This is a genomic window from Pseudomonas sp. MYb13 (assembly GCF_002980075.1).
Lineage (GTDB): Bacteria > Pseudomonadota > Gammaproteobacteria > Pseudomonadales > Pseudomonadaceae > Aquipseudomonas > Aquipseudomonas lurida.
This window is the reverse complement of sequence record NZ_PCQI01000014.1, coordinates 39,364-63,613: the sequence shown is the minus strand read 5'-3', so window position 1 is coordinate 63,613 and position 24,250 is coordinate 39,364. Positions and strand designations below refer to the sequence as shown.

The window sequence follows — 24,250 nt, the reverse complement described above, 5'->3', positions numbered from 1 at the left end:
CAAGATAAACAAAGTTGGTGTTTGCGAGCCTGCTACTGTTGTCTCCTGCCGGCGGTGTTGAGTTCGTTGCCGGCTCACCAGTAAATACCGGGCTATTTAAATCAGCTTTATCGAGCAACCGAGCTGCAAGCTTTTTCGGTGTTACTGCCACGGAGTCATTGGTACCCGTGGTTACCTGCGCCTGGGTTGCAATCTTGAGCCATCCAAATGCGGTCTCAGTGGCCTGCGTTACCACCTTGGCGATCGCCTGGAATACTCGAAGCGGGCTCATCGCCTTGGTGGTTGACTCGCCGGCCTCGGCCTCGGCCTGGCTCGCAAACGAAACCGAAGAGCCTGCGATCTTCTGATCGATAGCCGCATTCAATTGGGTGTTGTCGTCTTCGTCCGGCTCGAGCCCGGCTTCCTGAATTACGTTCAGGATTTCCTGGGTTACAGCATTGCCCCAGGCGGATGGGATGAGCGAGCCGGGTGTGCCAGCGACTGCATCCTCATCAATAAATTTGCCATCTACCAACCCAACGCTGGGTACACTTTTCGGAAAATCCACGGTTTTACCCCTCAGTCGTAATTGATATGCACAACGGTGTGTGCAGGCGCTGGTCGCCGGATAAGGCATTCCAGTGCGTTGCCCGGGTTGGTGCCGAAACGCTCACCCCAATAGCTGACACCGAAGCGGCGACCCTGCCGCTGCCGGCCTCCGGTGTTAAGCGTCCACATGAATTGGGCGTTCCAGGTACCGAAATGCGCGGACCCAAAACGAGAACGCCCCATACGGGGCGCTCTGTGCTCAGTGATGTTGGCGTTTGGATATCCCTGGCTTACCGCGATTTCTATGAAGTAGCCGCGGCTCTGCCCGCCTACCTCCACCAGTCTCCGGCGAACAGCCAGGCGTCGATCATCAAACGCTGGATTTGGTCCAAGGCAGCTGTCCGGGAGGCCCATGATCGACTCCCAATCGGGAACGAGCTCACTCACCCCTGCCGGATCCATTTCATTCAACAGCGCCACGGCCCGCGCATCCACGCGGGAGAACTCCAGTGCCACGCCGGATAGCACTAGTGCCACCTCCGGGACGAGCTCAGGATCCCAGGCGGGTCCAGGCGGAAGCAGCCCCTGAAGCTGCACTCGATACTCTTCCGCCGTTCTAATCACAGCCATGTGATACCCCCGAAGGTAAGAAGCTGGTTGGCAGCGGGCACAACGTTTGCCGCCGGCGCGATGAGCTGGTGATCAGTCTCGCCGGCAGACCCGCTGATAGCCTCGGCTATATGGGTGAGCAGAAGCGTTTCGCCGAGCCCTGCTTCCCGCTCGTGAAGGTCCACAAGCTGAGCCTGGATAGCGGCGCGTACTGCTGACGTGTCGGGTACGGCGTGGATCTGGTAGACCACCGGCACCTCAACCGGGGCCAGCACATAAAGCTCAGCAGTAACTGGCCGTAATGGCTCGATATAGGCCTTCACCTCAGCCAGTTGCGTGGGATTTGGAACTGGCTCGGCGTCGCCATCACGCATCACGAACAAACCAACAGTGCCTGGCCCAAGGTAATTGCCACGGCACCATGCTCGCGTGACGCCGGGCACCTCAAGCGCCCAGGTTTCGTAGTCATCTTTTGAGCCGCCGTGAGGGATCACTCGGTAGGACCGAACAACGCGCGCGCGTAGGGATTCGACGCTCTCTTGAGCAATCCCCCCGGTGAGCCCTGGAGCGAGCACGGTGAAGGTGTTCACCACACCCTCCACTGGCTGGATCAACTTCAACGTCAGGCCTGCGTCGGCATTACCGAGAACGCCCGCATCAACGGCAGCAATCGTGGTGGTGTTTACCCCGGCCGCAGTCGTTAACCCGGCAGTGACCTTGTAGGTTCGGCCGTCATCGGCCTGGAGCACCACGTCGACATCGAGCACCGCCAGCGCGGCAGCAGTGAATCCGACCGAGCCTTCGGCGGGCTGCGCCGGATTGCGAGGCTGGCTCAATCGAAGGATCGCTATGCGCTCGAGTGTTTCCTCGTCAGCGCGGTCTGGCAGTATCTGGTCAACGATCCAGTCAAGGTAGCCGTACAACCCGTACGCGGTGCCGCTGAGGGTCCTTGCCAGCACCTGGGCGTCCGATCGGCGTAGCACATCACTGGCAAGGTCGCTTTGGGTGCGGCTGATGAGTACCGGCAGAGACGGCGTGTCAAACGGCATAGATCACCTGCCATGAAGAAGAGGGTTTGATTTCGAGCCGAGCGCCGCCAAGAATCGTCAGGATCACAACCAGGTTCAGGCGGTTGATTCCAACTTTCTCACTGCCGATTTCGATACCCACCACGCGCTCATCGGTGAGCAACCAGCGCAGCGCCTCATCGGCGTAAAACTCGGCATCGCGCTGAGTGGCCTCGGTGAGCTTTACCCGGCGCAGCAGCCACAGGCGGGAGCCGATCTTGTCGTCGGCGGTCGCTGGATAGCTGTCACCCCACCAGCCATAGCGCTCCTCGTCATCGACCGGGTCATCCGTCGCAGCGCGGCGCCAGGTGAAAAGGCTGATCATCACCGCGCGCGTGAGACCGGCCTCCACTGTGTTTGAAATAATCATTCCGCCTCCGGCACAGCTGGACCACTCTGTCCGTTGCCGGGCATCACCCCGCTATGGGGGTGGTTGATTTGACTGACACCGCCTGCCACCTGGTCGCCCTCAGAAACGATCCTGCCGGTCTGGGTGATCAGCGGGGTGTCAAAATTCACTGACGTACCGGCCTTGATGTTCAGCGTTTGGGTTTCGATGTCGATGACCCGCCCACGCTTGAAGTGGACCTTGTCCCCCTCGTCCGTAAAAATGACCACCTCGCCAGGCTCGATCTCCCTGACGCGGTAGCGGCGGTCAGAAGCGACCAGAACTACCGCGTGGGAGCGATCACCACCCAGGAACGCTGCCAACAATTCGGCGCCTGGAAGTGGATTGCTAGTGAATCCGTAGGGCTCGAAATGCTCGATGCCGTCTTTCAGTTCCTTTGCCGTCAGGCGAATTTGCAGCGATTGCATCTTCCTCCCGGCGTTTGCGAGCACGACGGTGCCGCGGGCCAACATGCTTTTCAGGCTCATTGTTTTGGCTCGTAGTCTGCTGGGATGAGGTATTCGAAGTTGTCGCCCTTCCCGCCCTTTTTCAGCTTGCGGTTTTTCAGCGAGTCATTCGGTTCCGGCTCATAACTGTCGGGTGGGCCGACTTCCATTTTTGTGACCATGCCGCCCTCGCCCAGGATGTATGTCACCCGAGCTATGAGCATCCAACGGTCGTATCCGATGATCGGGTCGTCGATCATGCTCAGCACACAACGGATGGCGGGCCAGGAACCCCTTGCTCGCCTGCTGCCACTTGTAGCCATAACCTCGCTGACTACTGCTCTCACGCTTCTTGTCAGCCAGCTTGGCAGCTGCTGCCTTCGCAAGATCGGCATGCTCATCGCAATATCGAGGGTTGCGGGTGAGTGCCCTGCAACCCTGGGCAGTACAAGGCTTCTGCGGTCGTAGTGGCATCAGTGGTCACTTGCTCTGGCTGCGTTTGATCTGGGCATCAACCTGGTCGGCGCACGTGTCGAGCAGGTTGATTGCCCTATCCTTCAGTTCCCACACATCGCCATTCAGGCGAAGGTCGGCCGCATCCTCATCCACACGCTCGCAGGGGATCAGTTCAGGGGCTTCCAGCCTTACGGCCTGGGTCTTTGTCGCTACCACCGGCTTTGCCGCGCAGGCCGTCAGGCAGAGGCTGAGCAGCCCAGTCACGAACAGGCTTGCTGTTGCGCTTGAGGTCTTCAAAGTTCTTCTCCGCCTTTTTCGCTTTGTCTTGGCTGGCCTTGAGGCGCTTTGCCAAGTCGGCCTGGTATTCGGCATTGCGCTTTGCTTCAGCGCGCAGCGTGGTGATAGTGGCCTGGCTCTCTTTATTGGCCTCGACGGCATCGTCCTTTGCCTGGGTCTCAACGCGCTTCTCTTCGCGAAGCTCCTCAACCCGAAGCTGTTGAATGCCGACCAACAGAAGGCCCACCAGCGCGATGATGATTGCCGCAGCGATCGCCTTCATGCCGAGTCCACCTTCTTGCCCAGGAAGCGGATGATCATGTCCCTGATCGCAGTAACGCCGATGAAGCCAATTGCACCACCAGCAGCAACGGACAAACTAGGCGGCCAGGTCATCCACTCGATAATGCTGCTGGCGGACAGGCTAAGAGCACCGCAAATCAGCGCCTCCAAGATGATCCGCCACTTGTTTGGCTCTTTCGCTTCGTACAACACCCGAAGAAGAGTAATCGTGACGGCCATGATTGCGCCCTGCCATAGCGGGTTCGAGAGGGCCAGCCAGATCTGGGCCCACGTGTCTGGCTTGTCTGGCATGGGTGGCATCCGGATTTCCTCCCTCTCGGGGAGTGTTAAAGAAAAACCCCGGCATTACCCGGGGCGATTTTGGTCTGTGGCGGAGTACCTACTCAGCCAGCGTGAAATCAACGTAGTAAGCCTTTCCCGGCTCAAGCTTGTCGGCGACGGACTTCACGATCTTGGCCTTGTACTCGGCGACAGGAGTGAACTTGCCGAACACAGCGTTTTCACCAGGCGGATCTTTAGGAAGAGCGCATACCGCGCCAAACCGGACGTCACACAGTGGATCGTCTCGGTCTTGGTTGGCGTGACGAACATGGGCGACTTCGTGGCATACCATTTTGCAGCGCATTACTGGAGACATGAGGTTTCCTCGGGTTGTGAGCAGGAGGGCCTATCAGTCTTTCGCCTGCGGATTTGAATCAGCCCCATCAGCACTCCCGGCCATAGCAACGGGTGTGGTGGAGCCGAAAACGAAAAAGCCCCGGCGAATGCCGAGGCTCAATTTACGTTGAGAAGCCCACCGTCCTAGTAAGGGACTCGGTCTTCAAGGTCTCATTTACAGTGTGGGAATGAGGTCATGGCCTTTCCATGTCAGCTGGTAAAAGCCCGATACCTCTGACTTAACTTTGGTCAAATAACCACCGCTCACAAGGATTTCCATGTGGTAACTGAATACAGGCAAATCAGCGTTCGCTCCGAGCGCTCCCTCTCGGATCACTATCTCTTGTGACCCGAAAGCTGGAGTATTTGCCTCCATCCATAAAAGAATCTGTTTTGCGATTGCTTTGTCACGATACATAAAATCAATCCTTGATAATCAAACAAAGAAAAGCCCGACTCATGAGATCGGGCTTTGCTCGCGGAAAAACCGCGAAGTAACAAGAAACCTATATGCGGAGGCCGGGGCTGTCAAGCAGCCTAGCCATCCGCATGACAGAAAACAACAAGCCCCATACTGGGCAGGGCTATGAAGCGCCAAACCTAAAGGCATTTAATCAATCGGATAGGCGTCATCATGGCAGTCATCACAAACCGGAGTACCATCTACGTGTGCTGTCGCAGGGCGATCTGGATGATATTCGCAGGTTTGACCATCACTCGGTGGTGCAACCTCTTCACAGGACTCACAGAGTCCGCGCTTGCTCAATTTTAGCGTCGGCTCAAAGTACCGATCACCTTGGCAATCAGAGCCGCTGTCACATTCCACGGCGCACTCTCTGCAGTACCTTGCCCCATCCCATGCTTGGATAAGGTCCGACTCACTGCCAAACGTTTTATCGCACTCTCGACAGGTGCGCTTGCACTTAATGCACTCTTTCTGGTTTTGCTCACTTAACGGTTCATCACAGACATTGCACTTATTCGACATGAGCACCACTCCATTGACGGAGCGCGATTATCATCCCAACGCTGGCGAGGCTCAACGTTACAACATTCCATTAACCCAAATAAAAATTTAAGCAACAAAAAGCCCAGCGATTGGCTGGGCTTTCTATGGGGTGTCGCGCTTGAAAAGCTAAACACGTTGCCATGAAAACAGGTGTTTATCCGCGTGGAAAGGATTTTCTACGCAGCTTCGCGAAAGACTTCAATAGCGCAGTCGACCCAAGCCACGCCGGCCTTGATCAACTCACGAGCCTTTGCTTCACCCATGTCATTTTCTCGAGCAATCCGAAGTGCTGGCCACTTAGCGCCGAAGTACAGCCATATGAAGTTTCCCATCTGCGAATCTCGTGTGGCGAGCTTGGCCACAGCCCGATCCACGACCAGGGCAACGTCATCCGTGACGCAGTAATTCTTGATGCCGCCCTCCGTGACGTTGTTGTCTCGGATGAGCGCATAGAGTGGTGAAACGTACCGAGGCACACCCATCCCATCCATCCGCCACCAGCCCCATTGCTCCAGCAGATATTCAGTATCGCCCAAGGGCTTGTCGACATAAGTGCGCTTCTTCATGCGGCTTTCCTCGGATCTGGATCACTCAGGCCAAACAGGTCACGCAGCAACCGGTCAGCAGGTTTATTTTTGGCGTTTCCCTCGATCAGCCAACGTTGGCCGAAATCGTGGAACCCGATCTGCACACGACTGCCGTGCCAGCTAGCAACCATGTCCAGCAGGTAAGCCAGCGCATTAGGGCCACCGACTTTGACCTTGGCCAGCTCCTCACCGGCGATCTTTAGAAAGCGCCGCTCCAGGTCGCTCATGCTTTTGCGCGGCAATGCCGCTGTGACGTTACTCATTGCCGTCTCCTGGCTGTTGGTTTGGTGTGGGCTGGGTGCCGCCTTGAACTAAAAACCTCCTCCTCGGAAGTGGATACTGATTCACGCTGGAAGCCTCGTTGTTCATGGTCTCGGCGTGTAATGCCTCGCCTTCCTGTCTCGCAAATGTCCCACCGTGCAACTCCTCGAAACCTCGTTGATCGAGGTAGGCGTGCCACGTGTCCAAGGCCTGCCTCTTGAGCTGCTCGGCCGCCGTATGGATATAGGCCTGGTCGAGATCCTTCATGGCATGGTTCAGCAGCAGCTCCCCGACCATGTAGTCGACACCCAGGTCAGTCCAGGCCGTACGGGCCACCTTGCGCAAGTCGTGACTCGACCATTCGCCGTGGGCAAGGTCCGTGAACATCGTGCTGGCCTTGGTCGCGCTGAGGGCTTGGCCGGAGCTTCCCGGGAACAGGAACTGCCCGGTATAGCCCCTGCCCTGCTGTACAAGCCGGTACCGCTCGATCAGCGACTTGGCTTGGCCGGTCAGTGGCAGGGTGTGCGCCGCCTTGGTTTTGGTGTCCGCTGCCGGGATGAACCACTTCCCGGTGCTGGTGTTCACGTTCTTCCAGCGGGCCAGCCGGGTTTCGGGCAGATCTACGCAATGTCGGCGTCGTGCGGTATCGACGCGCGCCGGGTGCTGGCTGACCACTTCCGCGGGAGTTCAAGCGATGGGTAAGTGGGATGTCGCGACACGGTTCGCGAATAACGAAAACGTGTCGCGACACGCGGAACGGTGAAGGTTATGCGCTATGTGACCGTCAGGAAATTTGCCAGCGAGTCTGGCTACACAGAAGACGCGATCCGCTCAAAGATCCGTGACGGCATCTGGCGGCTCGGTGAGATATGGATCAAGGCGCCGGATGGCCGGACGCTTCTCGATGTAGAGGGATATGAGTCATGGGTAGAGGCGGGAGGGGAGTTCGGGCAGTCTCCGATTCGAGTATCGAAATCACGTTCATGTATCGGGGCGTCAGGTGCCGCGAGCGCATCACGCTCAAGCCCACCGCCACTAACCTGAAGAAGGCTGAGCAGCACAAGGCCGCGATCGAGCACGCTATATCGATCGGCACCTTCGACTATTCGGTGACCTTTCCGGGATCGCCCAGGGCGTCGAAGTTTGCGCCCGAAGCATCCCGAGAGACGATGAACGGTTTCTTGACCAGGTGGCTCGCAGCGAAGGAAAAGCACGTTGCGAGCAGCACCTTCGACGGGTACCGGAAGCTGGTCACGCTGCGCCTGATCCCGGCCCTCGGCGATACCATGCTCGTGGACCTGAAAAGAAAGGCAGTACGCGACTGGCTCGACACCCTAGAGGTGAGCAACAAGACGCTCAGCAATATCCAGAGCTGCCTACGGTCAGCGCTCAACGATGCAACTGAGGAAGAGTTGATCGAATTGAATCCGCTCGCCGGCTGGACCTACTCACGCAAGGCAGCTCCGCCAAAAGAGGATGACGTCGACCCCTTCGGCCCTGAGGAACAACAGGCCGTGCTGTCCGCCCTCTCCGGCCAGGCGCGCAATATGATGCAGTTCGCCTTGTGGACAGGGCTGCGTACCAGTGAGTTGGTTGCACTGGATTGGGGTGATATTGATTGGTTGCGCGAAGAGGTGATGGTCAGCCGTGCAATGACTCAGGCCAGCAAGGGGAAGGCAGAGACAACGAAGACCGCCGCTGGGCGCCGAAGCGTGAAGCTGCTCCGGCCTGCACTGGAGGCATTGAAAGCACAGAAGGCACACACTTTCCTGGCTGACGCCGAGGTCTTTCAGAACCCGCGAACGCTTGAGAGATGGACGGGCGACGGTCCGATCCGAAAAACCATGTGGGTGCCGGCGATGAAGAAGGCAGGCGTCAGGTACCGGCGGCCGTATCAGACGCGGCACACCTACGCATCGATGATGCTATCTGCCGGGGAGCACCCTATGTGGGTTGCCAAACAGATGGGCCACACTGACTGGACGATGATTGCCAGGGTGTATGGACGATGGATGCCAAATTCATCGGAGGACGTAGGCTCCAAGGCGGTAGCACTTTGGGGCAGCAAAGTAAGTGGAGAGCACGCCGATTTACATCGAAGGGTCCAAAATGCCATCATCGAACCTTAATTCCGCAGAAGCAAGGAAGAATAAAATGGCTTGGGTTACACCACTTTATAGCAAGGAGCGCGTAAAAAAGGCGGGGATAACCCTATTTAATGACAACGCCACAGACGATGAATATGAAGAAGCGTTGCAAATTCTCAATAATTGGCGCTCCAGCCATAGCTACCCGGTCAATACATTCCAAGCTGGGCTCCGAACCAAGCTGAATGCCATGGGGATTAATGGAATTGTCGCTCAGCGGTTAAAGCGCATTCCATCAATCATGGCAAAACTTGAAAGATTCAAAAATATGAGTCTTTCAAGAATGCAGGATATCGGAGGTCTTAGGGCTGTTGTAGCAACAGCAAAGCAGGTATATGAACTACGTGACTCATATGTTAAAAAAAGCAAATTCGAACACGTTCTAGTATCAGAAAATGATTATATAAAGGCTCCTAAAGAATCTGGATACAGAGGCATTCATCTGATATATAAATATAATAACCGGAAAGGCGGAGCAAAGGCATATGAAGGGCTTCAAGTCGAATTGCAGATCCGCAATGAACTTCAGCATGCTTGGGCAACCGCTGTGGAAACCGCCGGTGTATTTCTAAATCAGGCTCTGAAGTCCAGCCTTGGCAATGGCCGATGGCTTGAGTTTTTTCGTTATGCTTCCTCTAGTTTTGCGCTGCTAGAAGAGTGCCAAGTTATGGACGCACATCGCCATTTAACGCCTAAAGAGATTTTCGACCTAATGCTGTCGATGGAGACAGAGCTAGATGTTTTGAATAATTTAGGAATGTACAAAACACTAGTCGAGCATCTGAAAGATACCGCTGGCGAGAAAACACACTATTACCTTTTGGAACTTAACGCAACAGCAATGAATGTGAGTGTTAGTGGATACGCCAGGGAAGCATTGCCTCTAGCTACAAATGACTATCTGGATCGCGAGAAGTGGGCGAAAGGCAAAGACGGTATTCAAGTGGTGCTAGTAGCAGCACAGTCGCTGACAGCCCTACGAAAGGCCTATCCAAACTACTTCCTTGATACGGGAAAATTTGTAAGTCAAATTAACCGAATCAAGACGGCCGTTGAAAATTGGGACGATTCGTTGTCATTGATTTCGTTGAGGAACATCCGAAAAAGAGTTCGCCGCCCCATCACCAGCCTCGAATAAAAAGAAATGACAGCAAAATGGCAGCTTGAGCGCTGAAAGCCCCGCAGTAATGGGAATGGACGCGGGTTCAAATCCCCCCGGCATCAACAGAACCCGCCCAGTACGGGCTTCGTTGTTTCTGGGATTCGGAAACCCCGACAGGATGGGAGCTTCAGAATTTTCCTTCAAGATGTCGCGCCGTTGATGAACTGGTGCAACGCCTCCCACACAGATAGCCTCCCCCAGTCGCTGCAAAATCAGCGACCGGGTTTAGCAGCTCGTTTACTATCAAGGCCTGCAAAGCCACCATCCGTCCTAGCGATGCTGTCAGCATCCGCTGGTGCGTATTATGGCGGCTGTGCGTGGGGCACTTTCGGGTGCGCCGGGTTCCTTGATTCCTGGTCTGCTAACCCGCGCACAGTCGCCACCCTTTTCGTTTAGCAGCGATGTCTGGCGACTCCATCAATCAAGGAGTTTCAGCCATGAAAAAGATCACCCCCAATCCCCCCTCCGCAACCCTCTTCACTATCGCTCCGGACGTCACCTCCGAAGCCCTACTAATCCAAGCCAGCGAAACCCTCGCCTCGCTCAACGCCATGACCACCGACCTGGCTTTCGAACTCGAGGGCGCCCACCGTCACAAGCTGCTGGCCACCCAACAACTGGTCGTGCTGGGCGAACTGCTGGTCGAGCGCGTGCTGGTCCTCACCCAAGACACACAAACATTCCAGTAACAAAAAGGCCGAGACGCGTTCAGCGACTCGGCCTTTGGTTGTGCGTCTGGAATCCCGCCACACTTGCGATTACCCTGCTCTCCTCTATCAGACAACCGGAAGTCCGATACCCGTGCTCAAGCCCCTCGCCGTTCTCACCCTCGCCTGCGCCCCTGTGCTCGCAACCGCCGCCGACTTGGCCGGTGTCTGGACGGGTACCCTGGGTAAATCCGCGATCACCGCGTGTTTCAACGGTGCCCACGGTGCGAATGGAAGTTACTACTACCAACGTATTCTCACGCCCATTCAGCTGACCCAGGCCAATGCCAGTGAGCCGTGGGTGGAAGACGGACAAACGGGTTTCTGGCAGTTGGACGATCCGCAGGGCGACACGTTGACGGGCACCTGGAGCAAAGCCTTGGGCGGTAAAAGCCTGGCGTTGGTGCTCAACCGTGCAGACTCCGATGGGTGCGCCAGCGACACCTACAACAACCCGCTTGAAGCCGTGCCGCCTGCGGTAAAGGTCGAGAGGAAAACCTTCGCCGAGCACGCCTATCAAGTGAAGACCCAAGGTGGGCAGGTCATCCTGAAACTGGAAGGCGACGGGGCGGCCCTCGACAAGATCAATCGCGACCTCGCACGCCTGGCCATCAACCCGCAAGGCCAGGCCGAGTTCTACCGAGAACGGCGCAACTCACTGGACCAGAGCGGCGGCACCGCGACCAGCGAGATCACAGTGGAGCCGTTCTACTGGTCATCGCACTGGATCACGGTGCGTTTCTATCGCTGGTCGGCGGGGTATGGACGCGGGGGCATCAGTTGGGGCCTGCACAGTTGGAACCTGCAAACGGGTGAAAAGGTCGACCCCTGGACGTGGCTGGGCGGCCATGAGCAATGGGACACGCCCTATTCGGGCCAGGTCAAACTGCCGGCCGCTTTCAGCACCTGGTTAGCCAAGCAGACCACCACGGACGAAGGATGCCCAGCCGTGACCAGCTATTCCTCGTTCGACTTGAGCTTCAACACCCAAGGGCTGCAACTGTCGACACCCGCTCAGGGCGATGGCTGCGATAACGAGCTGAGCTTCACTTGGGAGCAACTGCAGCCCGTGCTGAGCCCGCAAGGTCAAGCCGCACTGCCTAGCTTGATGGCTCCCTGACCGACCTTAAAAAAATCCAACATTCATTCACGAAATATTCAGAAACACCAACGGATACTAGCCCATTGCAATGACCGTTCCCCCGGACGGTCCTCCTGCCTTGGTAGCCCCATTCATGACGCGTCCCGCCCCCCTGCTGCTCCTGCTTGCTGGTCTGTTGTTCTTCTTTGCCCTGGGTAACCATGAGCTGCAAGGCTCCACCGAAGCCCGCGTCGCCGGGATCGCCATGGCCATGCACCTGGACAATAACTGGGTGGTGCCCCAGTTGTTTCGGGAGCCCTTCCTGGAAAAGCCGCCCCTGAGCCTGTGGATCGACGCCGGGGCGATTCGCCTCTTCGGCGGCACCACCTGGGCTGTGCGCCTGGCGTCGGCGTTTGCCGGGCTGTTCAGCGTGATGCTGCTCTACGCCATGCTGCGAAGGTTTGGGCGGCCGCAAACACTGGCGTTCAGCGCGGCCTTGATCCTGGCAACCATGGCCAGCTATTGGAGCAATGTACGCGGCGTGGGTGAGGACTCACTGCTCACCCTCGGCGTGACCGCTGCGCTGATGGCGTTCTATCAGGCCGTGCGGCCGGATCGTCAAGGCTCCAGCGCAGGCGCATGGGCACTGTTTACGGCGGGGATGGTGATCGCCACCCTCAGTAAAGGCGTGCTGGGGTTGGCGATGCCGGGCATTGTGATTTTTGTGTACCTGGCCAGCACCAGCCTGATGGACAAGCGCCTGCACATTGGCGACTGGCTCAAGCCGGCACTGTTGACCCTGTTGGCGTTGGTGCCGCTGATCATCTGGCTGGGCTTCCTGTACCAACGCGGCGGGATGCAGGCGGTGGCCGAAGTGCTGTTGACCAACAGCGTCGGGCGGTTCAGCGGCTCATTTGTCGAGGCGGGGCATTACGAGCCGTTCTACTACTACATCGCCAAGTTGCCGGAAGCCTTCCTGCCCTGGAATATCCTGGTGTACCTGGGCCTGTGGCATTTCCGTAAAAGCCTGGTGCGCAACCGCTACCACCTGTTCTTCAGCGTCTGGCTGGTGGCGCAGTTCACCCTGCTCACCCTGGCGTCGAGCAAACGCACCGTGTACCTGATGGCACTCACGCCCGCCGCTGCCGTGCTGGCCGCGGAATATGCACGGGCACTGCTGGACTGGCTGAAGACCCACAAACCCGCATTGCACAAACACCACAGACCCGTGGTGGGCGGTGTGTTCACCCTGGCCGTGGGTTGCTACCTGATCGCGGCCTTCTGGTTTGCGCCCAAGGCCGACGTGCGCCACTCGTTCGTACCGGTGATCAGCCAAGTCCAGGCATTGAAAGATGAAGGCAGGGAAGTGGTGCTGTTCCGGCCCAACGAACGCATCGCCGGGGCCAGCGTGTTCTACCTGCAGGCCTACTTGCCGATCCTGCAAACGGAAGCGCAGCTGCACAGTTACCTCAGTGCAAAGCCCGGCAACGTTGCGTTGCTGGACCCTACCGACGATCTGGTCACCCCGGTGAAGGTGTTCAAGCAGATGTCGATCAATCGCCAGCCTTACGCCTTCGTGGAGCAGTAAGGCTGGCGCAGGGCATCAGTGCTTGGTGACCTTGTCCAGGTAACCCATGGCAAACGCCGAGACCACGAAGGTCATGTGGATGATCACGTACCACATCAAGTGCTGCGGATCGACGTTCTTGGCGTCCATGAAGATGCGCAGCAAGTGGATGGACGAAATCGCCACGATGGAGGCCGCCACTTTCATCTTCAACGACGAAGAGTCCATGGTACCCAGCCAGTTGAGCTTCTCTTTGTTGTCATCGATATCCAGCTGCGAGACGAAGTTCTCGTAGCCGGAGATCATCACCATCACCAGCAAGCCACCGACCAGGGCCATGTCGATCAACGACAGCAGCACCAGGATCAGCTCGGACTCGGCCATCGAGAACACGCTCGGCAGCAGGTGAATCACTTCCTGGAAGAATTTCAGCGCCAGCGCCAGCAACCCCAGGGACAAGCCGAAATAGATCGGCGCCAGCAGCCAGCGCGAGGCGTACATAGCATTTTCGATAAAGCGTTCCATTGGATCTCACACAGCTTGGCTAGAAATGGCGGCGAGTATACCAGCCGCTACAAGTCACCTGTAACCACGAGAAAACTGACGTGGGCGGCATCTGTAAGGGAATTTTTCTGCTAGTGTCGAGCCCAATAAATCGGCTCGATGACGTCGAACAGGAAAAACTCAGATGATGGATGTGCGATCCCCCTTGGCCAGTATCGGCCTGTGCGCGGCATTGCTGCTGGCCGGCGGCTGCTCCCCCAGCGACGAGCAGAAGCAGACCACCCTCGAAGAGAAAAGCGCCAAGTTCGAACAGTCCCTCGACAGCATCCAGGACCCCAAGCTGCGCGACGCCGTCGCCGACCTGGGCGGTTCGCTGCTATTACTGGAGCGGGCGCGGGTCAAGCTCGCCACCAAGCCCATCGAAGCCGAATACGGCGAGGACACCCTGGCCTTGCTCAAGCATTACCCCACGCCCCAAGCGCTGGTGGACACCTACATCAATGGCCTGTTCGTGCTGCGCAAGACCTCCCATTCCGACTACCTGACCGACTTGCAGCCGGTGTTCCCGTTCAATTTCAACGTCCCGGACCAGTTCCCCTTCCCCCACGGCCTGGAATGGCAGTCGGTGACCCTGAGCAACAACAAGGTCATCCCCTTCCAGCCAGAATGGTCGGAAACCGATCCCGGCATTCAGCTGAGCCCCAGCAGTTCCAACCTCACCAACCCCGACGACCTGACGGTGACCTACCCGTTCTTCGATGGCATCGAGACGGAAAACAAGAGCCAGCCACAGCCCGTCAGCCTCAAGGGCACGGTCGAAGTGATCGCGCCGGGCAAGGTGTTGACGTTTGACCTGTCGAAAAAGGACGTCGGCCACACGCGCACCGAAGGCAGTATCAGCCTCAAGCTGCTGCTCCTGGAGAAAAATTACGCCGAGATCGAGCTGACCAACAGCCAACCGCTGGCACCCGAAGTCGGCGACGAGTCGCCCAACCCGCTATTAGTGCAAGCGCGGGACACCACCGGGCAATTCCTTACGCGCTCGGGCTCGATCAATGAAAGCAGCGCACAGGTGGCGTTCTACGAGAAACAACTGGCCGAGATGCAAAAGCAGAAGGCCTGGTCGGAGGCGTTCGAGAAACAGCTGACCGATGAGCAAAAAGCCTTCGAACACAAGCAGAGCAGCCATTACGCCAAGGTGTATTTCAATGGCTTGATCGACAACCTGCAGGTCAACGTACTGGATTTCTCCACCGCAACCCTCACCCGCAAAGACCTCGACCTGCCGGTACTGCGCTTCGACAAGAACAGCCTGCAGAAGACCGTACAAGCGCTGCCCATGCCGGTCACCGTGTATGACGACGGCGCCGCCAGCTGGCTCAAAGACGCGAGCATGACCGAGGACCAACTGAAAAACAGCGTCACCATCAGCCAGTCGGTCGAAGATGCCAGCGCCGCGCACATCGCGTTCGATCACCCCTTCACCTTCAATGACGACCTGGTGGGCAGCGAGCGCAACAGCAGCGAATCCCCCGTGACCTTCTTCACTGCCGATGAAAAAGGCCAGCGCGGCGAGCCGATCGAATTGCCGACCGAGGCCTTTGAACTGAACCCGGCGCGCGGCACCCTTACCTACGACCTGAACCTGTTCCCGGAAAACCCGGCCTATGTCGTGGGCTCGATTCCACTGTTCCTGGCGACCATCGAGAAAGCCGAGATAGACGTGACCCAGCTGCCCAAAGGGCTGACCCTCAAGGACAACGCGCTGATCGTCGACCAGAAGGAATTCCCCGCTGACGGCTGGCGCTTCTACGCCAAGGACGCCAGCGGCAACTACCTCAAGGAAATCCTCGGCGTGAGCCACCGCGCCGAGGAGTACGGCACGGCGATGTTTGACGTGCATTACTTCTACGGCCAGCCGACGACCCTGGAAAGCTACCAGCGCACCGACCTGACCACCGTGCAATACGGTTTCGAGGTCAAGCTGGACAAACCCGAGAACAAATAACCGGCGCCTACAGGGCCAACCGGTCATGCCCGCCGTTGAGCTGCCGCAGATGGGCCTGCATGTGCAGGCACCAGATCTGCGGGTCGCCCGCCAGCTCATAGCCGTGCAGGGTCAGGCTGTCCACGATGGATTCCAGAATATTTTCCGCGGCGAATGGCCCTGGAAACGGGCCTTGGGACTTGATGGTGGATGGCTGTTCGCCGGTCATTCCGGCGGCAAACAACAAGGTCCACATCCCGTTATCCCCCGCTAGAGGGCGAATGGAACATTCGATACGGGTGACCAGGCCAAAGCACTGGCGGGTAAGGCAGAGGTTGCGCGGCATGGCGGCGACCCTCGGTAGATCGGTGTTCAACCTGCGCCTGGGCGAGGCTGTTTCTATCCAGCGACTCCTGTGGATATCCCTTGATCACAGAATAGAATAAAACCAAGACAAACCAAGGTTGTAGGGACCAACGGGCATTGGCCCCCGATTTACCAGTCAATTTAATGACATCCCCCCTGTAGGAGCCGGTTTGCCGGCTCCAGAGGGTGTGTCAGGTCGGCTTGGCTTCCGCCAGCGCCTGCTGTGCCAGTTCCTTCTCGGCCTCCTTCAAGTCTTCTTCGCTGATCATCTCGGCAATCGCGCGCAACCGCTCGACCACCCGCGCATTCACCGAGCCCTCAGGAAATTGCCCCTCGGCGTCCGGCTCACCAGCAGGCTCGCCCACCAGCAGGCTCAACGCCTCATCCGCCTGGCGCACGGCATAGATATGGAACTGCCCGGCGCGTACGGCCTGCAAGACCTTCTCATCGAGCATCAACGTGGCAACGTTGGCTTGTGGAATGATCGCGCCCTGCTCGCCGGTCAGACCGCGGGCTTCACAGAGGCGGAAGAAACCTTCGATCTTCTCGTTGACCCCACCCACCGCCTGCACTTCACCAAACTGGTTGATCGAGCCGGTGATGGCAAAGCACTGCTTGAGCGGTGTTTTCGACAAGGCCGAGATCAAGGTGCACGCCTCGCCCAGGGAGGCACTGTCGCCGTCCACGTAGCCGTAGGACTGCTCCAACGCGATGCTCGCGGAGATCGCCAGCGGGAATTCCTGGGCATAACGGCTGCCCAGGTAACCGGTGAGGATCATCACGCCCTTGGAGTGGATCGGCTGGCCAAGGTTGACCTCACGCTCGATGTCGACAATACCGCTGCCGCCGGGGTACACCGTGGCGGAAATCCGCGCCGGCACGCCGAAGGCGGAGTCGCCCACTTCCAGTACCGTCAGGCCGTTGCACTTGCCCACCGCTGCACCGGCCGTGTCGATCAGGATGACACCGGCAAGCATGTCATCGAGAATCCGCGCGGACACCCGCCCGGTGCGCGTGGCCTTGGCCTTGAGTGCGCGCTCGATGTGACCGGCGTCGGTCATCTCGTCACCCGCCAGGTGACGAATGAAGTCCGCCTCGCTGACCAGTTGGAACAAGTCCCCAATGCGCGCCGACAAGCGCCCCTGGTGCTCGGCCAGGCGTGCGCTGTAAGTGGCCAACCGCGCCACCGCGTCCGAGGTCAGCGGCGCCATGCCTTCTTCCGACGTGCGGGTTTTGAGCAACTGCGCGAACTGCTCCAGGCTTTCGTCGACCATCGGGATGTCTTCATCGAAGTCCACCAGCACCCGGAACATTTCCTGGAAGTCCGGATCGGCGTCCTGCAACGCGTAGTACAGCTGACGCGAACCGATGATGATCACCTTGACCTGCAGCGGGATCATCTGCGGGTTGAGGGTCACGGTCGCCAAGCGGCCCAGCTCGCCCAGCGGCGATTCCATTTTCAGCTTGCGCGATTGCAGGGAACGCTTGAGGGCGTCCCATACGAACGGCTCGCTGAGCATTTTCTCGGCTTCCAGAATCAGGAAACCACCGTTGGCACGGTGCAGGGCGCCCGGGCGCAACTGGCGATAGGTGGTGTAGAGCGCGCCCTGGTCGGTGCTGTATTCGATCCGTCCGAACAGGTTGTCGTAGGTCGGGTGCGGTTCAAACACTACCGGTGCGCCACCGTTGACCGCATGGCCCACCACCAGGCTTGGGCAATATTGCTCCTCGAGCAGCTTGCGCGCCTGGGCGTCGGTCTTGGCGTCGTCGACCAGTTGCTCGACCACCGTCTTGAGCAAGTACACCTGCATGGCCTGCAGGTAACCGCAGACGGCGGCATTTTCCGCGTACTTTTCCGACAGCGGTGCAAGCAACGGCTGCAGCGCCAGGGTGATGGTTTCTTCGTTGAACTGACGCAGTTGGTTGTTGGACTCGCGCTTCCACTGCGGCAGGCTCGCCAGCTCTTCATTGAGGCGTTCTTCGAGCTCGGAAATATCCGAGTGGAAGCGCTCGCGGTCAACGTCCGGCAACTGCGAGAACTCGGCCTCGTCCAGCGCCTTGCCGTCGAGCATCGGCGTGAACGCGATGTTGGAGCTGTCACGGTAAAGCGCCACATCCTTTTCCAGGGCCAGGCGTTCGATCACGTCCAGGGCCTTGTCGTAGCGCTGGTTGAACGCCCGGTCGATGGCGCTTTTGCGCTGTTGATACGTCGGGTGCTCGAAGACTGCCGGGAAGGTGGCCACCAGGTTGTCGACCAACCCGTTGATATCGGCAATGAACGCCGCCGCCGCACCGCCCGGCAATTCCAGGGCACGGGGTTCGCGAGGCTCATCGAAATTGTTCACGTAGACCCAGTCTGCCGGGGTCTGCAGGCGCTTGCCTTCGGCCTTCAGGTAGCGTTTGACGAACGAAAAGCGGCCGGTCCCCGGCTCGCCCATCACAAATACGTTGTAACCGGGGCGTGGCATGGCCACACCGAACTGCAAGGCTTCAACCGCACGTTCCTGGCCAAGCACACCGCGAAAGGGCTCCAAATCATTGGTGGTCGAGAAGCTGAACTGTTCAGCGGAGAAAGGGCGAGTCAGCGCTTCGGGCGCTAGACGCAAGCTGGCAGCAACAGGATCAGGCATCGGGCTTCCTTACATCAGGCGGGGCAGATGACGGCATTCTGGCTCCCGGTTATGCACCCTGGCAAGGCGCGCATGTGGGAAAGCTTAGACAGGAGAGGCGTCCTACAAAAAAATCGCGATAACGCTGATTGTTTTATAAAAACACACGGAACCCTTGGAACATGCCTAAACTCCAAACTGCGCGGGTTGGACTAATAACCGATCCCTAGGGCGCTATGAAGTGCCTGAACCCTTGTCCATTGGTTTGCACACAAAGAGAACAAAGCTATGAAACGGATCCTTCTCGGTACTCTCTTCACCGTCGTCTCCCTCAATGCAATGGCAGAAGCACCAGGTGGCCCGAACTGTGGTTGGGGCAACATGTTGTTCGAAGGCCAGCGCGGTACTCCAGCTCACTTCCTGGCCTCCACCACCAACGGTACCTCGGGTAACGCCACCTTCGGCATGACCTCGGGCACCAACGGTTGCAGCACCAACAGCGCCCTGACCTACGGCGGCAAGTCTTGGATTGCCATGAATGGCATGATGAACGAGCTGTCCGAAGACATGGCCAAGGGTAACGGCGAAGCGCTGACTACCTACGCCGTGGTACTGGGTGTTGCACCAGAAGATCGTGAGCACTTCGCTGCCGTGACCCACGAGCACTTCCAGCAGATCTTCAGCAAGGCTGACGTGACCGCTGATGACGTGCACAACAACACCATTGCTGTACTGAAAAGTGATGCCCGTCTGGCGAAATACGCTACCCAGGCTTAAGCTCGACCAGCCCGCGCCTTCCAAGGCGCGGGTTTTATTTTTGGACCCGCCTCCTCCTTGGGTCTTTATTATTTCCGACTTAAGTTGCCCCTATGCTCAAACGCTTTGCCTGGATGGCACTCTTTGCCTGCGCCCCGCTGTACGCGGCCCCGCATCTTGATGATCAACGTTTGCAGCAACTGGCCAACGATCCGTTCTGGCTGTCCCTCGGCCATTACGAAGCCGGCAAGATCAGTGGCTGGCGCAGTTACGTCAGCGACAAGAAGTTCTTCCTCGCAGCCGACGGTGCCCACCACCCGGATGCCGAACTCAAGGCCACCGTTGACGCACTCTATGCGCCGGCCAGCCTGGGTGAAAAACACGCCCAATGCGTTTACCCCGCACGTACCCGCTGGCTCAAGGATCAGTTGCACCTCACTGACCTGCCCACCGTGGACTGCACAGAATTCAAGCAATGGTTCAAGGACGTCGCCCCCCACAGCGCGGTGATGATCTTCCCGGCGGCTTACCTCAACAGCCCGTCCTCGATGTTCGGCCACACCCTGCTGCGTATCGACCAGGCCGACGTGCAAAGCAACAACACCGCCCTGCTCAGCTACGCGATCAACTTCGGCGCCTACATCGAAGGCTCCGACAACAGCATCCTCTACGCCTGGAAAGGCCTGATGGGCGGTTATCCCGGCCTGTTCGCCCTGGTGCCTTACCAGGAGAAGCTGTCGGAATACCGCAGCCTCGAGAACCGTGACCTGTGGGAATACCGGCTCAACCTCACGCAAGTCGAGACCGAACGCATGGTCGAGCACGTGTGGGAGCTCAAGCAGATCCAGTTCGACTACTTCTTCTTTGACGAAAACTGCTCGTATCGCCTGCTGGAACTGCTGCAAGTGGCACGTCCTGGCCTGCGCCTGACCGAGCAATTTCCCCTCACAGCCATCCCGACCGACACGGTCAAGGCCGTGAAAGACGCCGGCTTGGTGGAGAAAATCGACTACCGGCCCTCCCGTGAACGCGAGTTGCTGGAGCGCGCCAAGCCGCTGGACAGCGACGAGCAGCAATGGGTATTGAAGGTCAGCGACGACCAGAAGCAATTGCAGGAGCCGGCCTTCAAAGCCCTGCCCCGCGAACGCCAGGCCCTGATCATCGACGCCGCCTACCGCCTCGGCCGCTACCGCGCCAACGGCCTGGAACGCGACACCGCACGCTCCCAGCGCAGCTTCGAATTGCTGCGCGCAATCAACCAGAACCCAGCGCCCGACCTCAAGATCACGCCCCCTGGCCTACCGGAAAACGGCCATGAATCGCGCACCTGGCAAGCCGGCATCGGCACCCGGGGCGACAAGGCCTTCGGTGAGTACGGCCTGCGCATGGCCTACCACGACCTCAACGACAACGCCGAAGGCTTCCCCCTGGGCGCGCAGATCGAAATCCTGCAGATGAAACTGCGCCAGTACGAGGGCAACCATTGGCAACTGCAGCAACTGGACCTGGCCACCATCCGCTCCCTGACCCCACGCAACGCTCTGTTGCAGCCGTGGTCCTGGCAAGTCACCGGCGGCCTTGAGCGGGTACCCGGCAAACACGACGATGAAACCCTGGTCGCCCACGTCAACGGCGGCGCCGGCGGCACCTGGCAACTGCGCGACGACATGCTCGGCTTCGCCCTCGGCACCGTGCGCGTGGAACACAACAACGACTTCAATGAAGCCATTTCCCCGGCGGCAGGGTTCAATACGGGCGTGCTGTGGAAAAACCCACTGGGTAATCTGAGCCTGGAAGCCAAGGGTGACTTCTTCACCAACGGCGAAGTGCGCCGCAGCATCAGCCTGAACCAGCAGTGGGAATTGTCCCGCAACCTGGGCCTGCGCCTGAGTGCACAGCGCGAGTACAGCCATTTGTCGACGCCGGTGAATGAAGTGATGCTCGAAGTGAAGTGGTATCACTACTGATCTGTAGGACCTGGCGAACATCCAATGTGGGAGCGGGCTTGCTCGCGAATGCGCAGTATCAGTCACTGGACATGTGGCTGATATACCGCTTTCGCGGGCAAGCCCGCTCCCACATTGGGTTATGTGGCTAGCCAAAGTACGTACAACACCTTTCTCACCTCCCTTTCACATCCCTCCAACGAATCCCCTTCTAGACTCTCCGTATCAGCCGTGAAACGGCCAGGGAGTACGCCATGTGGCGGTATGCGCTAATGCTGTGTGCAGTGGTGGGGTTGGCGGGTTGCCAATCGACTCATCAGGAGTTGCTGGCCAAAGGTTACCCTCCGGCGTTTGCCGACGGTTTTGACGATGGCTGTAGCAGTGGTCGCCAGGCGGCGGGGGTGATTACCGGGGAGTTTCGCAAGAACGTGCCGCGTTACCTGAAGGACCGGCCATACGCCGAAGGCTGGGAAGATGGCTTTCGCCAGTGCAAGGCGATGCGCGAGAACGAGGAACTGCGGGACTATAAGCAGCGCCACTGGGATGACCGGGATCGCGAATGGCAACAGGAGAAAGACCGTGACGCCGCCCGGGCCTATCGCTCGCAATAGGTCGCTTTCAGACATCCATCGAAACTAAAGCACGGCGAACATGGCCCAAACTCCATAGAGGGAGAATGTCATGAGCCGAGCTTTTGTTAACGAAGACAACGCCGCCGCCCAGGCCGACCAGCCGGTAGAGCGTCAGGTCAGCGAGCAACCCAATCGCCTCACCGCGCAAGGCTTGGCGCAGTTGCAGGCCAAGGTTGCGCAGCTACAGAGCGAGTACAGTGCCGAATCCGCCAGGGGCGAACAGGCCGATAAACAACGCCAGGCCGATCTTGAACGGGATTTGCGTTACTTCAATCAGCGGGTGCAAAGCGCCCAAGTCGTGGCGCCGGCTACCTCCACCGACAAGGTGCAGATCGGCAGTTGGGTGACCTTCGCCAATGAGCAGGACGAGCAGCAGCGCATTCAATTGGTCGGTGAAGACCAGGCCGATGCCGGCGCCGGCTTGATCAACTGGGGCTCTCCCCTGGGCCGTGCCTTGTTGGGCGCCCAAGTCGGCGACGAGGTCCTGTGGCAACGCCCCGTCGGCGATCAGTTGATCGAAGTGCTGCGCATCGAAGCCGAGGCTTAGACGATGCCTTGGGCCAGCATCGCGTCGGCGACTTTCACAAAGCCTGCGATGTTGGCGCCTTTGACGTAGTTGACCCGGCCGTTTTCTTCGCCGTAATGCACGCAGGCATGGTGGATCGATTGCATGATGTGGTGCAGCTTGCTGTCCACTTCACCCGCCGTCCACAGCAGGCGCATGGCGTTCTGCGACATTTCCAGGCCACTCACCGCGACGCCACCGGCATTGGACGCCTTGCCCGGCGCGAACAGAATGCCCGCCTCGATAAAGATATCCACCGCCTCAAGGGTGGTCGGCATGTTGGCGCCCTCGGCCACGCAGACGCAGCCATTGCGCAACAGCGTGCGGGCGGCTTCGGCGTCGAGTTCGTTCTGGGTCGCGCAAGGCAGCGCGATGTCGCAGGCCAGTTCCCACGGGCTTTTGCCCTTGCGGAATTCCAGGCCGAAGCGCTCGGCCAGTTCGCTGATACGGCCGCGCTGCACGTTCTTCAGCTCCAGCAGCGCCGACCATTGCGCTTCGGTCAAGCCGCTTTCGGCGTACAGGGTGCCTTCGGAGTCGGACAGGGAAATGACCTTGCCGCCCAGGTCCATCACTTTGCGTGCGGCGTATTGCGCCACGTTACCGGAGCCGGACACCGCGACACGCTTGCCTTCAACCCGCTGGTGGTTGCGCTTGAGCATTTCTTCGGCGAAGTACACACAACCGAAACCGGTGGCTTCCGGACGGATCAGGCTGCCGCCATAGGTCATGCCCTTGCCGGTCAACACCGAGGTGAACTGGTTGCTCAGGCGTTTGTACTGGCCGAACAGGAAGCCAATCTCACGGGCGCCCACGCCGATATCGCCGGCCGGCACGTCGACGTCTGCGCCAATGTGGCGGTACAGCTCACTCATGAAGGCCTGGCAGAAGCGCATGACTTCAGCGTCGCTCTTGCCCTTGGGGTCGAAGTCCGAACCGCCTTTGCCGCCGCCCATGGGCAGCGAGGTCAGGGAATTCTTGAAGGTCTGCTCGAAGGCGAGGAATTTCAGCACGCCCAGGTTCACCGACGGGTGGAAACGCAGGCCGCCCTTGTAGGGGCCGATGGCGCTGTTCATCTGGATACGGAAACCGCGATTGACCTGGACCTTGCCGTGATCATCCACCCACGAGACCCGGAATGTAATCGCGCGTTCCGGCTCGCAGATGCGCTCCAGGATGCCCGAGTTCAGGTAGTGGGGATTGGCTTCAAGGAACGGCCAGAGGCTGCGCAGGACTTCTTCCACGGCCTGGTGGAATTCTGGCTGGTCGGGGTCGCGTTTCTTGAGGCGGGCAAGGAAGGATTCGACGGATTCGATCATGAAATGTCTCGGCAAATTGATTGTTTTTAAATGAGATTGAGCCGGACTTTAGCAATTCATGTCGCACCGCGACAGGGCAAAATGTCGCCTTTGTGAATTTAAATGGTGCATTAGATATAAATAGCACTGTTTTTTTGCCCCTTAACAGGGATTTCAACCCGAGACGTGCACCACCCGTGAAACCGCTACCGCAGGCAAGCCAGCTCCCACATTTGACAGCGTGCGCCGCTGCACATCGGTCGAATGTGGGAGCTGGCCTGCCTGCGATGAAGTCACTTGGGCGCACCTGAATTGCACCCACAAAAAACGGAGCCCGAA

The 24,250-nt window shown here is 58.6% G+C and carries 26 protein-coding genes and 1 pseudogene; 10 read left to right on the top strand and 17 right to left on the bottom strand.

The features are described from left to right. Positions 1-349: 349 nt before the first annotated feature. The 13 genes and pseudogenes from CQ002_RS28965 to CQ002_RS21835 form a co-directional block, all read right to left on the bottom strand. Positions 350-547, bottom strand: a pseudogene (locus tag CQ002_RS28965) (phage tail protein); the annotation flags it as partial. Positions 548-558: 11 nt separating this feature from the next. Then, positions 559-1,158, bottom strand: a complete 600-nt coding sequence (locus CQ002_RS21900; protein ID WP_105162883.1) for a YmfQ family protein — start codon at positions 1,156-1,158, stop codon at positions 559-561. Beyond that, positions 1,149-2,186, bottom strand: a complete 1,038-nt coding sequence (locus CQ002_RS21895; RefSeq protein WP_105162884.1) for a baseplate J/gp47 family protein — start codon at positions 2,184-2,186, stop codon at positions 1,149-1,151. The genes CQ002_RS21900 and CQ002_RS21895 overlap by 10 nt, the downstream gene beginning before the upstream one ends. Continuing rightward, a complete protein-coding gene (locus tag CQ002_RS21890; protein ID WP_105162885.1) occupies positions 2,176-2,574 on the bottom strand; it encodes a phage GP46 family protein in 399 nt (132 codons plus the stop codon). The genes CQ002_RS21895 and CQ002_RS21890 overlap by 11 nt, the downstream gene beginning before the upstream one ends. Then, positions 2,571-3,080, bottom strand: a complete 510-nt coding sequence (locus CQ002_RS21885; RefSeq protein WP_105162886.1) for a phage baseplate assembly protein V — start codon at positions 3,078-3,080, stop codon at positions 2,571-2,573. Before CQ002_RS21885 ends, CQ002_RS21890 begins: the two co-directional genes overlap by 4 nt. Continuing rightward, positions 3,077-3,298, bottom strand: coding sequence for a hypothetical protein (locus CQ002_RS21880; RefSeq protein ID WP_177431178.1), 222 nt, complete (start codon positions 3,296-3,298; stop codon positions 3,077-3,079). The genes CQ002_RS21885 and CQ002_RS21880 overlap by 4 nt, the downstream gene beginning before the upstream one ends. A gap of 368 nt (positions 3,299-3,666) precedes the next feature. Continuing rightward, entirely contained in the window at positions 3,667-4,053 is a 387-nt protein-coding gene (locus CQ002_RS21865) for a hypothetical protein (RefSeq protein ID WP_105162887.1), read from the bottom strand. After that, a complete protein-coding gene (locus CQ002_RS21860) occupies positions 4,050-4,373 on the bottom strand; it encodes a phage holin, lambda family (RefSeq protein ID WP_033901767.1) in 324 nt (107 codons plus the stop codon). The genes CQ002_RS21865 and CQ002_RS21860 overlap by 4 nt, the downstream gene beginning before the upstream one ends. 79 nt (positions 4,374-4,452) lie before the next feature. After that, positions 4,453-4,710 (bottom strand): hypothetical protein, encoded by a 258-nt coding sequence (locus CQ002_RS28195; RefSeq protein ID WP_146117478.1) that lies wholly within the window; start codon positions 4,708-4,710, stop codon positions 4,453-4,455. 195 nt (positions 4,711-4,905) lie between these two features. Beyond that, complete coding sequence (locus CQ002_RS21850) at positions 4,906-5,148, bottom strand: hypothetical protein (protein ID WP_105162889.1); 243 nt, start codon at positions 5,146-5,148, stop codon at positions 4,906-4,908. Between the two features lie 767 nt (positions 5,149-5,915). Further along, a complete protein-coding gene (locus tag CQ002_RS21845; protein ID WP_105162890.1) occupies positions 5,916-6,305 on the bottom strand; it encodes an antiterminator Q family protein in 390 nt (129 codons plus the stop codon). Next, positions 6,302-6,589, bottom strand: a complete 288-nt coding sequence (locus CQ002_RS21840; RefSeq protein ID WP_105162891.1) for a hypothetical protein — start codon at positions 6,587-6,589, stop codon at positions 6,302-6,304. The genes CQ002_RS21845 and CQ002_RS21840 overlap by 4 nt, the downstream gene beginning before the upstream one ends. After that, a complete protein-coding gene (locus tag CQ002_RS21835; protein WP_371919467.1) occupies positions 6,582-7,172 on the bottom strand; it encodes a tyrosine-type recombinase/integrase in 591 nt (196 codons plus the stop codon). Before CQ002_RS21835 ends, CQ002_RS21840 begins: the two co-directional genes overlap by 8 nt. Positions 7,173-7,510: 338 nt before the next feature. Here CQ002_RS21835 and CQ002_RS21830 point away from each other — a divergent pair, with 338 nt between their 5' ends. The 5 genes from CQ002_RS21830 to CQ002_RS21810 all read left to right on the top strand — a co-directional run bounded on the left by CQ002_RS21830 (position 7,511) and on the right by CQ002_RS21810 (position 13,272). Further along, positions 7,511-8,716, top strand: a complete 1,206-nt coding sequence (locus CQ002_RS21830; protein ID WP_105162893.1) for an Arm DNA-binding domain-containing protein — start codon at positions 7,511-7,513, stop codon at positions 8,714-8,716. A gap of 25 nt (positions 8,717-8,741) precedes the next feature. Then, positions 8,742-9,872: a RelA/SpoT domain-containing protein gene (locus CQ002_RS21825; protein ID WP_158260145.1), complete on the top strand. Its 1,131-nt coding sequence runs from the start codon at positions 8,742-8,744 to the stop codon at positions 9,870-9,872. A 461-nt stretch (positions 9,873-10,333) separates the two neighbouring features. Next, positions 10,334-10,585, top strand: coding sequence for a DUF6124 family protein (locus CQ002_RS21820; RefSeq protein ID WP_098467401.1), 252 nt, complete (start codon positions 10,334-10,336; stop codon positions 10,583-10,585). A gap of 112 nt (positions 10,586-10,697) precedes the next feature. Beyond that, entirely contained in the window at positions 10,698-11,723 is a 1,026-nt protein-coding gene (locus CQ002_RS21815) for a hypothetical protein (protein WP_105162895.1), read from the top strand. 115 nt (positions 11,724-11,838) lie between these two features. Beyond that, positions 11,839-13,272 (top strand): glycosyltransferase family 39 protein, encoded by a 1,434-nt coding sequence (locus CQ002_RS21810; RefSeq protein WP_105162896.1) that lies wholly within the window; start codon positions 11,839-11,841, stop codon positions 13,270-13,272. Positions 13,273-13,287: 15 nt separating this feature from the next. Here the strand turns inward: CQ002_RS21810 and CQ002_RS21805 are convergent, their stop codons facing one another. Next, positions 13,288-13,776, bottom strand: a complete 489-nt coding sequence (locus CQ002_RS21805; protein WP_010206662.1) for a TIGR00645 family protein — start codon at positions 13,774-13,776, stop codon at positions 13,288-13,290. 163 nt (positions 13,777-13,939) lie between these two features. Between CQ002_RS21805 and CQ002_RS21800 the strand changes: the two genes are divergently transcribed. Further along, positions 13,940-15,763, top strand: a complete 1,824-nt coding sequence (locus tag CQ002_RS21800) for a hypothetical protein (protein ID WP_105162897.1) — start codon at positions 13,940-13,942, stop codon at positions 15,761-15,763. A 7-nt stretch (positions 15,764-15,770) separates the two neighbouring features. On the opposite strand, the gene CQ002_RS21795 is transcribed toward CQ002_RS21800, so the two are convergent. Then, entirely contained in the window at positions 15,771-16,088 is a 318-nt protein-coding gene (locus CQ002_RS21795) for a hypothetical protein (protein WP_034107109.1), read from the bottom strand. Positions 16,089-16,299: 211 nt separating this feature from the next. Continuing rightward, complete coding sequence (locus tag CQ002_RS21790) at positions 16,300-18,738, bottom strand: Lon protease family protein (protein WP_034107111.1); 2,439 nt, start codon at positions 18,736-18,738, stop codon at positions 16,300-16,302. Positions 18,739-19,005: 267 nt separating this feature from the next. Here CQ002_RS21790 and CQ002_RS21785 point away from each other — a divergent pair, with 267 nt between their 5' ends. From CQ002_RS21785 to CQ002_RS21770, 4 genes are all read left to right on the top strand, one after another. Further along, the gene (locus CQ002_RS21785; RefSeq protein WP_015885974.1) at positions 19,006-19,494 is read left to right on the top strand and encodes a DUF3015 domain-containing protein; all 489 of its coding nucleotides are present in this window, start codon (positions 19,006-19,008) and stop codon (positions 19,492-19,494) included. A gap of 92 nt (positions 19,495-19,586) precedes the next feature. After that, positions 19,587-21,440 carry a DUF4105 domain-containing protein gene (locus CQ002_RS21780; RefSeq protein ID WP_034107113.1) on the top strand — a complete coding sequence of 618 codons (1,854 nt, stop codon included), beginning with the start codon at positions 19,587-19,589 and terminating at the stop codon, positions 21,438-21,440. Between the two features lie 233 nt (positions 21,441-21,673). Then, positions 21,674-22,030 carry a hypothetical protein gene (locus tag CQ002_RS21775; protein WP_034107115.1) on the top strand — a complete coding sequence of 119 codons (357 nt, stop codon included), beginning with the start codon at positions 21,674-21,676 and terminating at the stop codon, positions 22,028-22,030. 70 nt (positions 22,031-22,100) lie between these two features. Then, positions 22,101-22,598 (top strand): GreA/GreB family elongation factor, encoded by a 498-nt coding sequence (locus tag CQ002_RS21770; RefSeq protein WP_098467407.1) that lies wholly within the window; start codon positions 22,101-22,103, stop codon positions 22,596-22,598. Here the strand turns inward: CQ002_RS21770 and gdhA are convergent. After that, complete coding sequence (gdhA, locus tag CQ002_RS21765; protein WP_034107120.1) at positions 22,595-23,932, bottom strand: NADP-specific glutamate dehydrogenase; 1,338 nt, start codon at positions 23,930-23,932, stop codon at positions 22,595-22,597. The genes CQ002_RS21770 and gdhA overlap by 4 nt on opposite strands. Between the last annotated feature and the right edge of the window lie 318 nt (positions 23,933-24,250).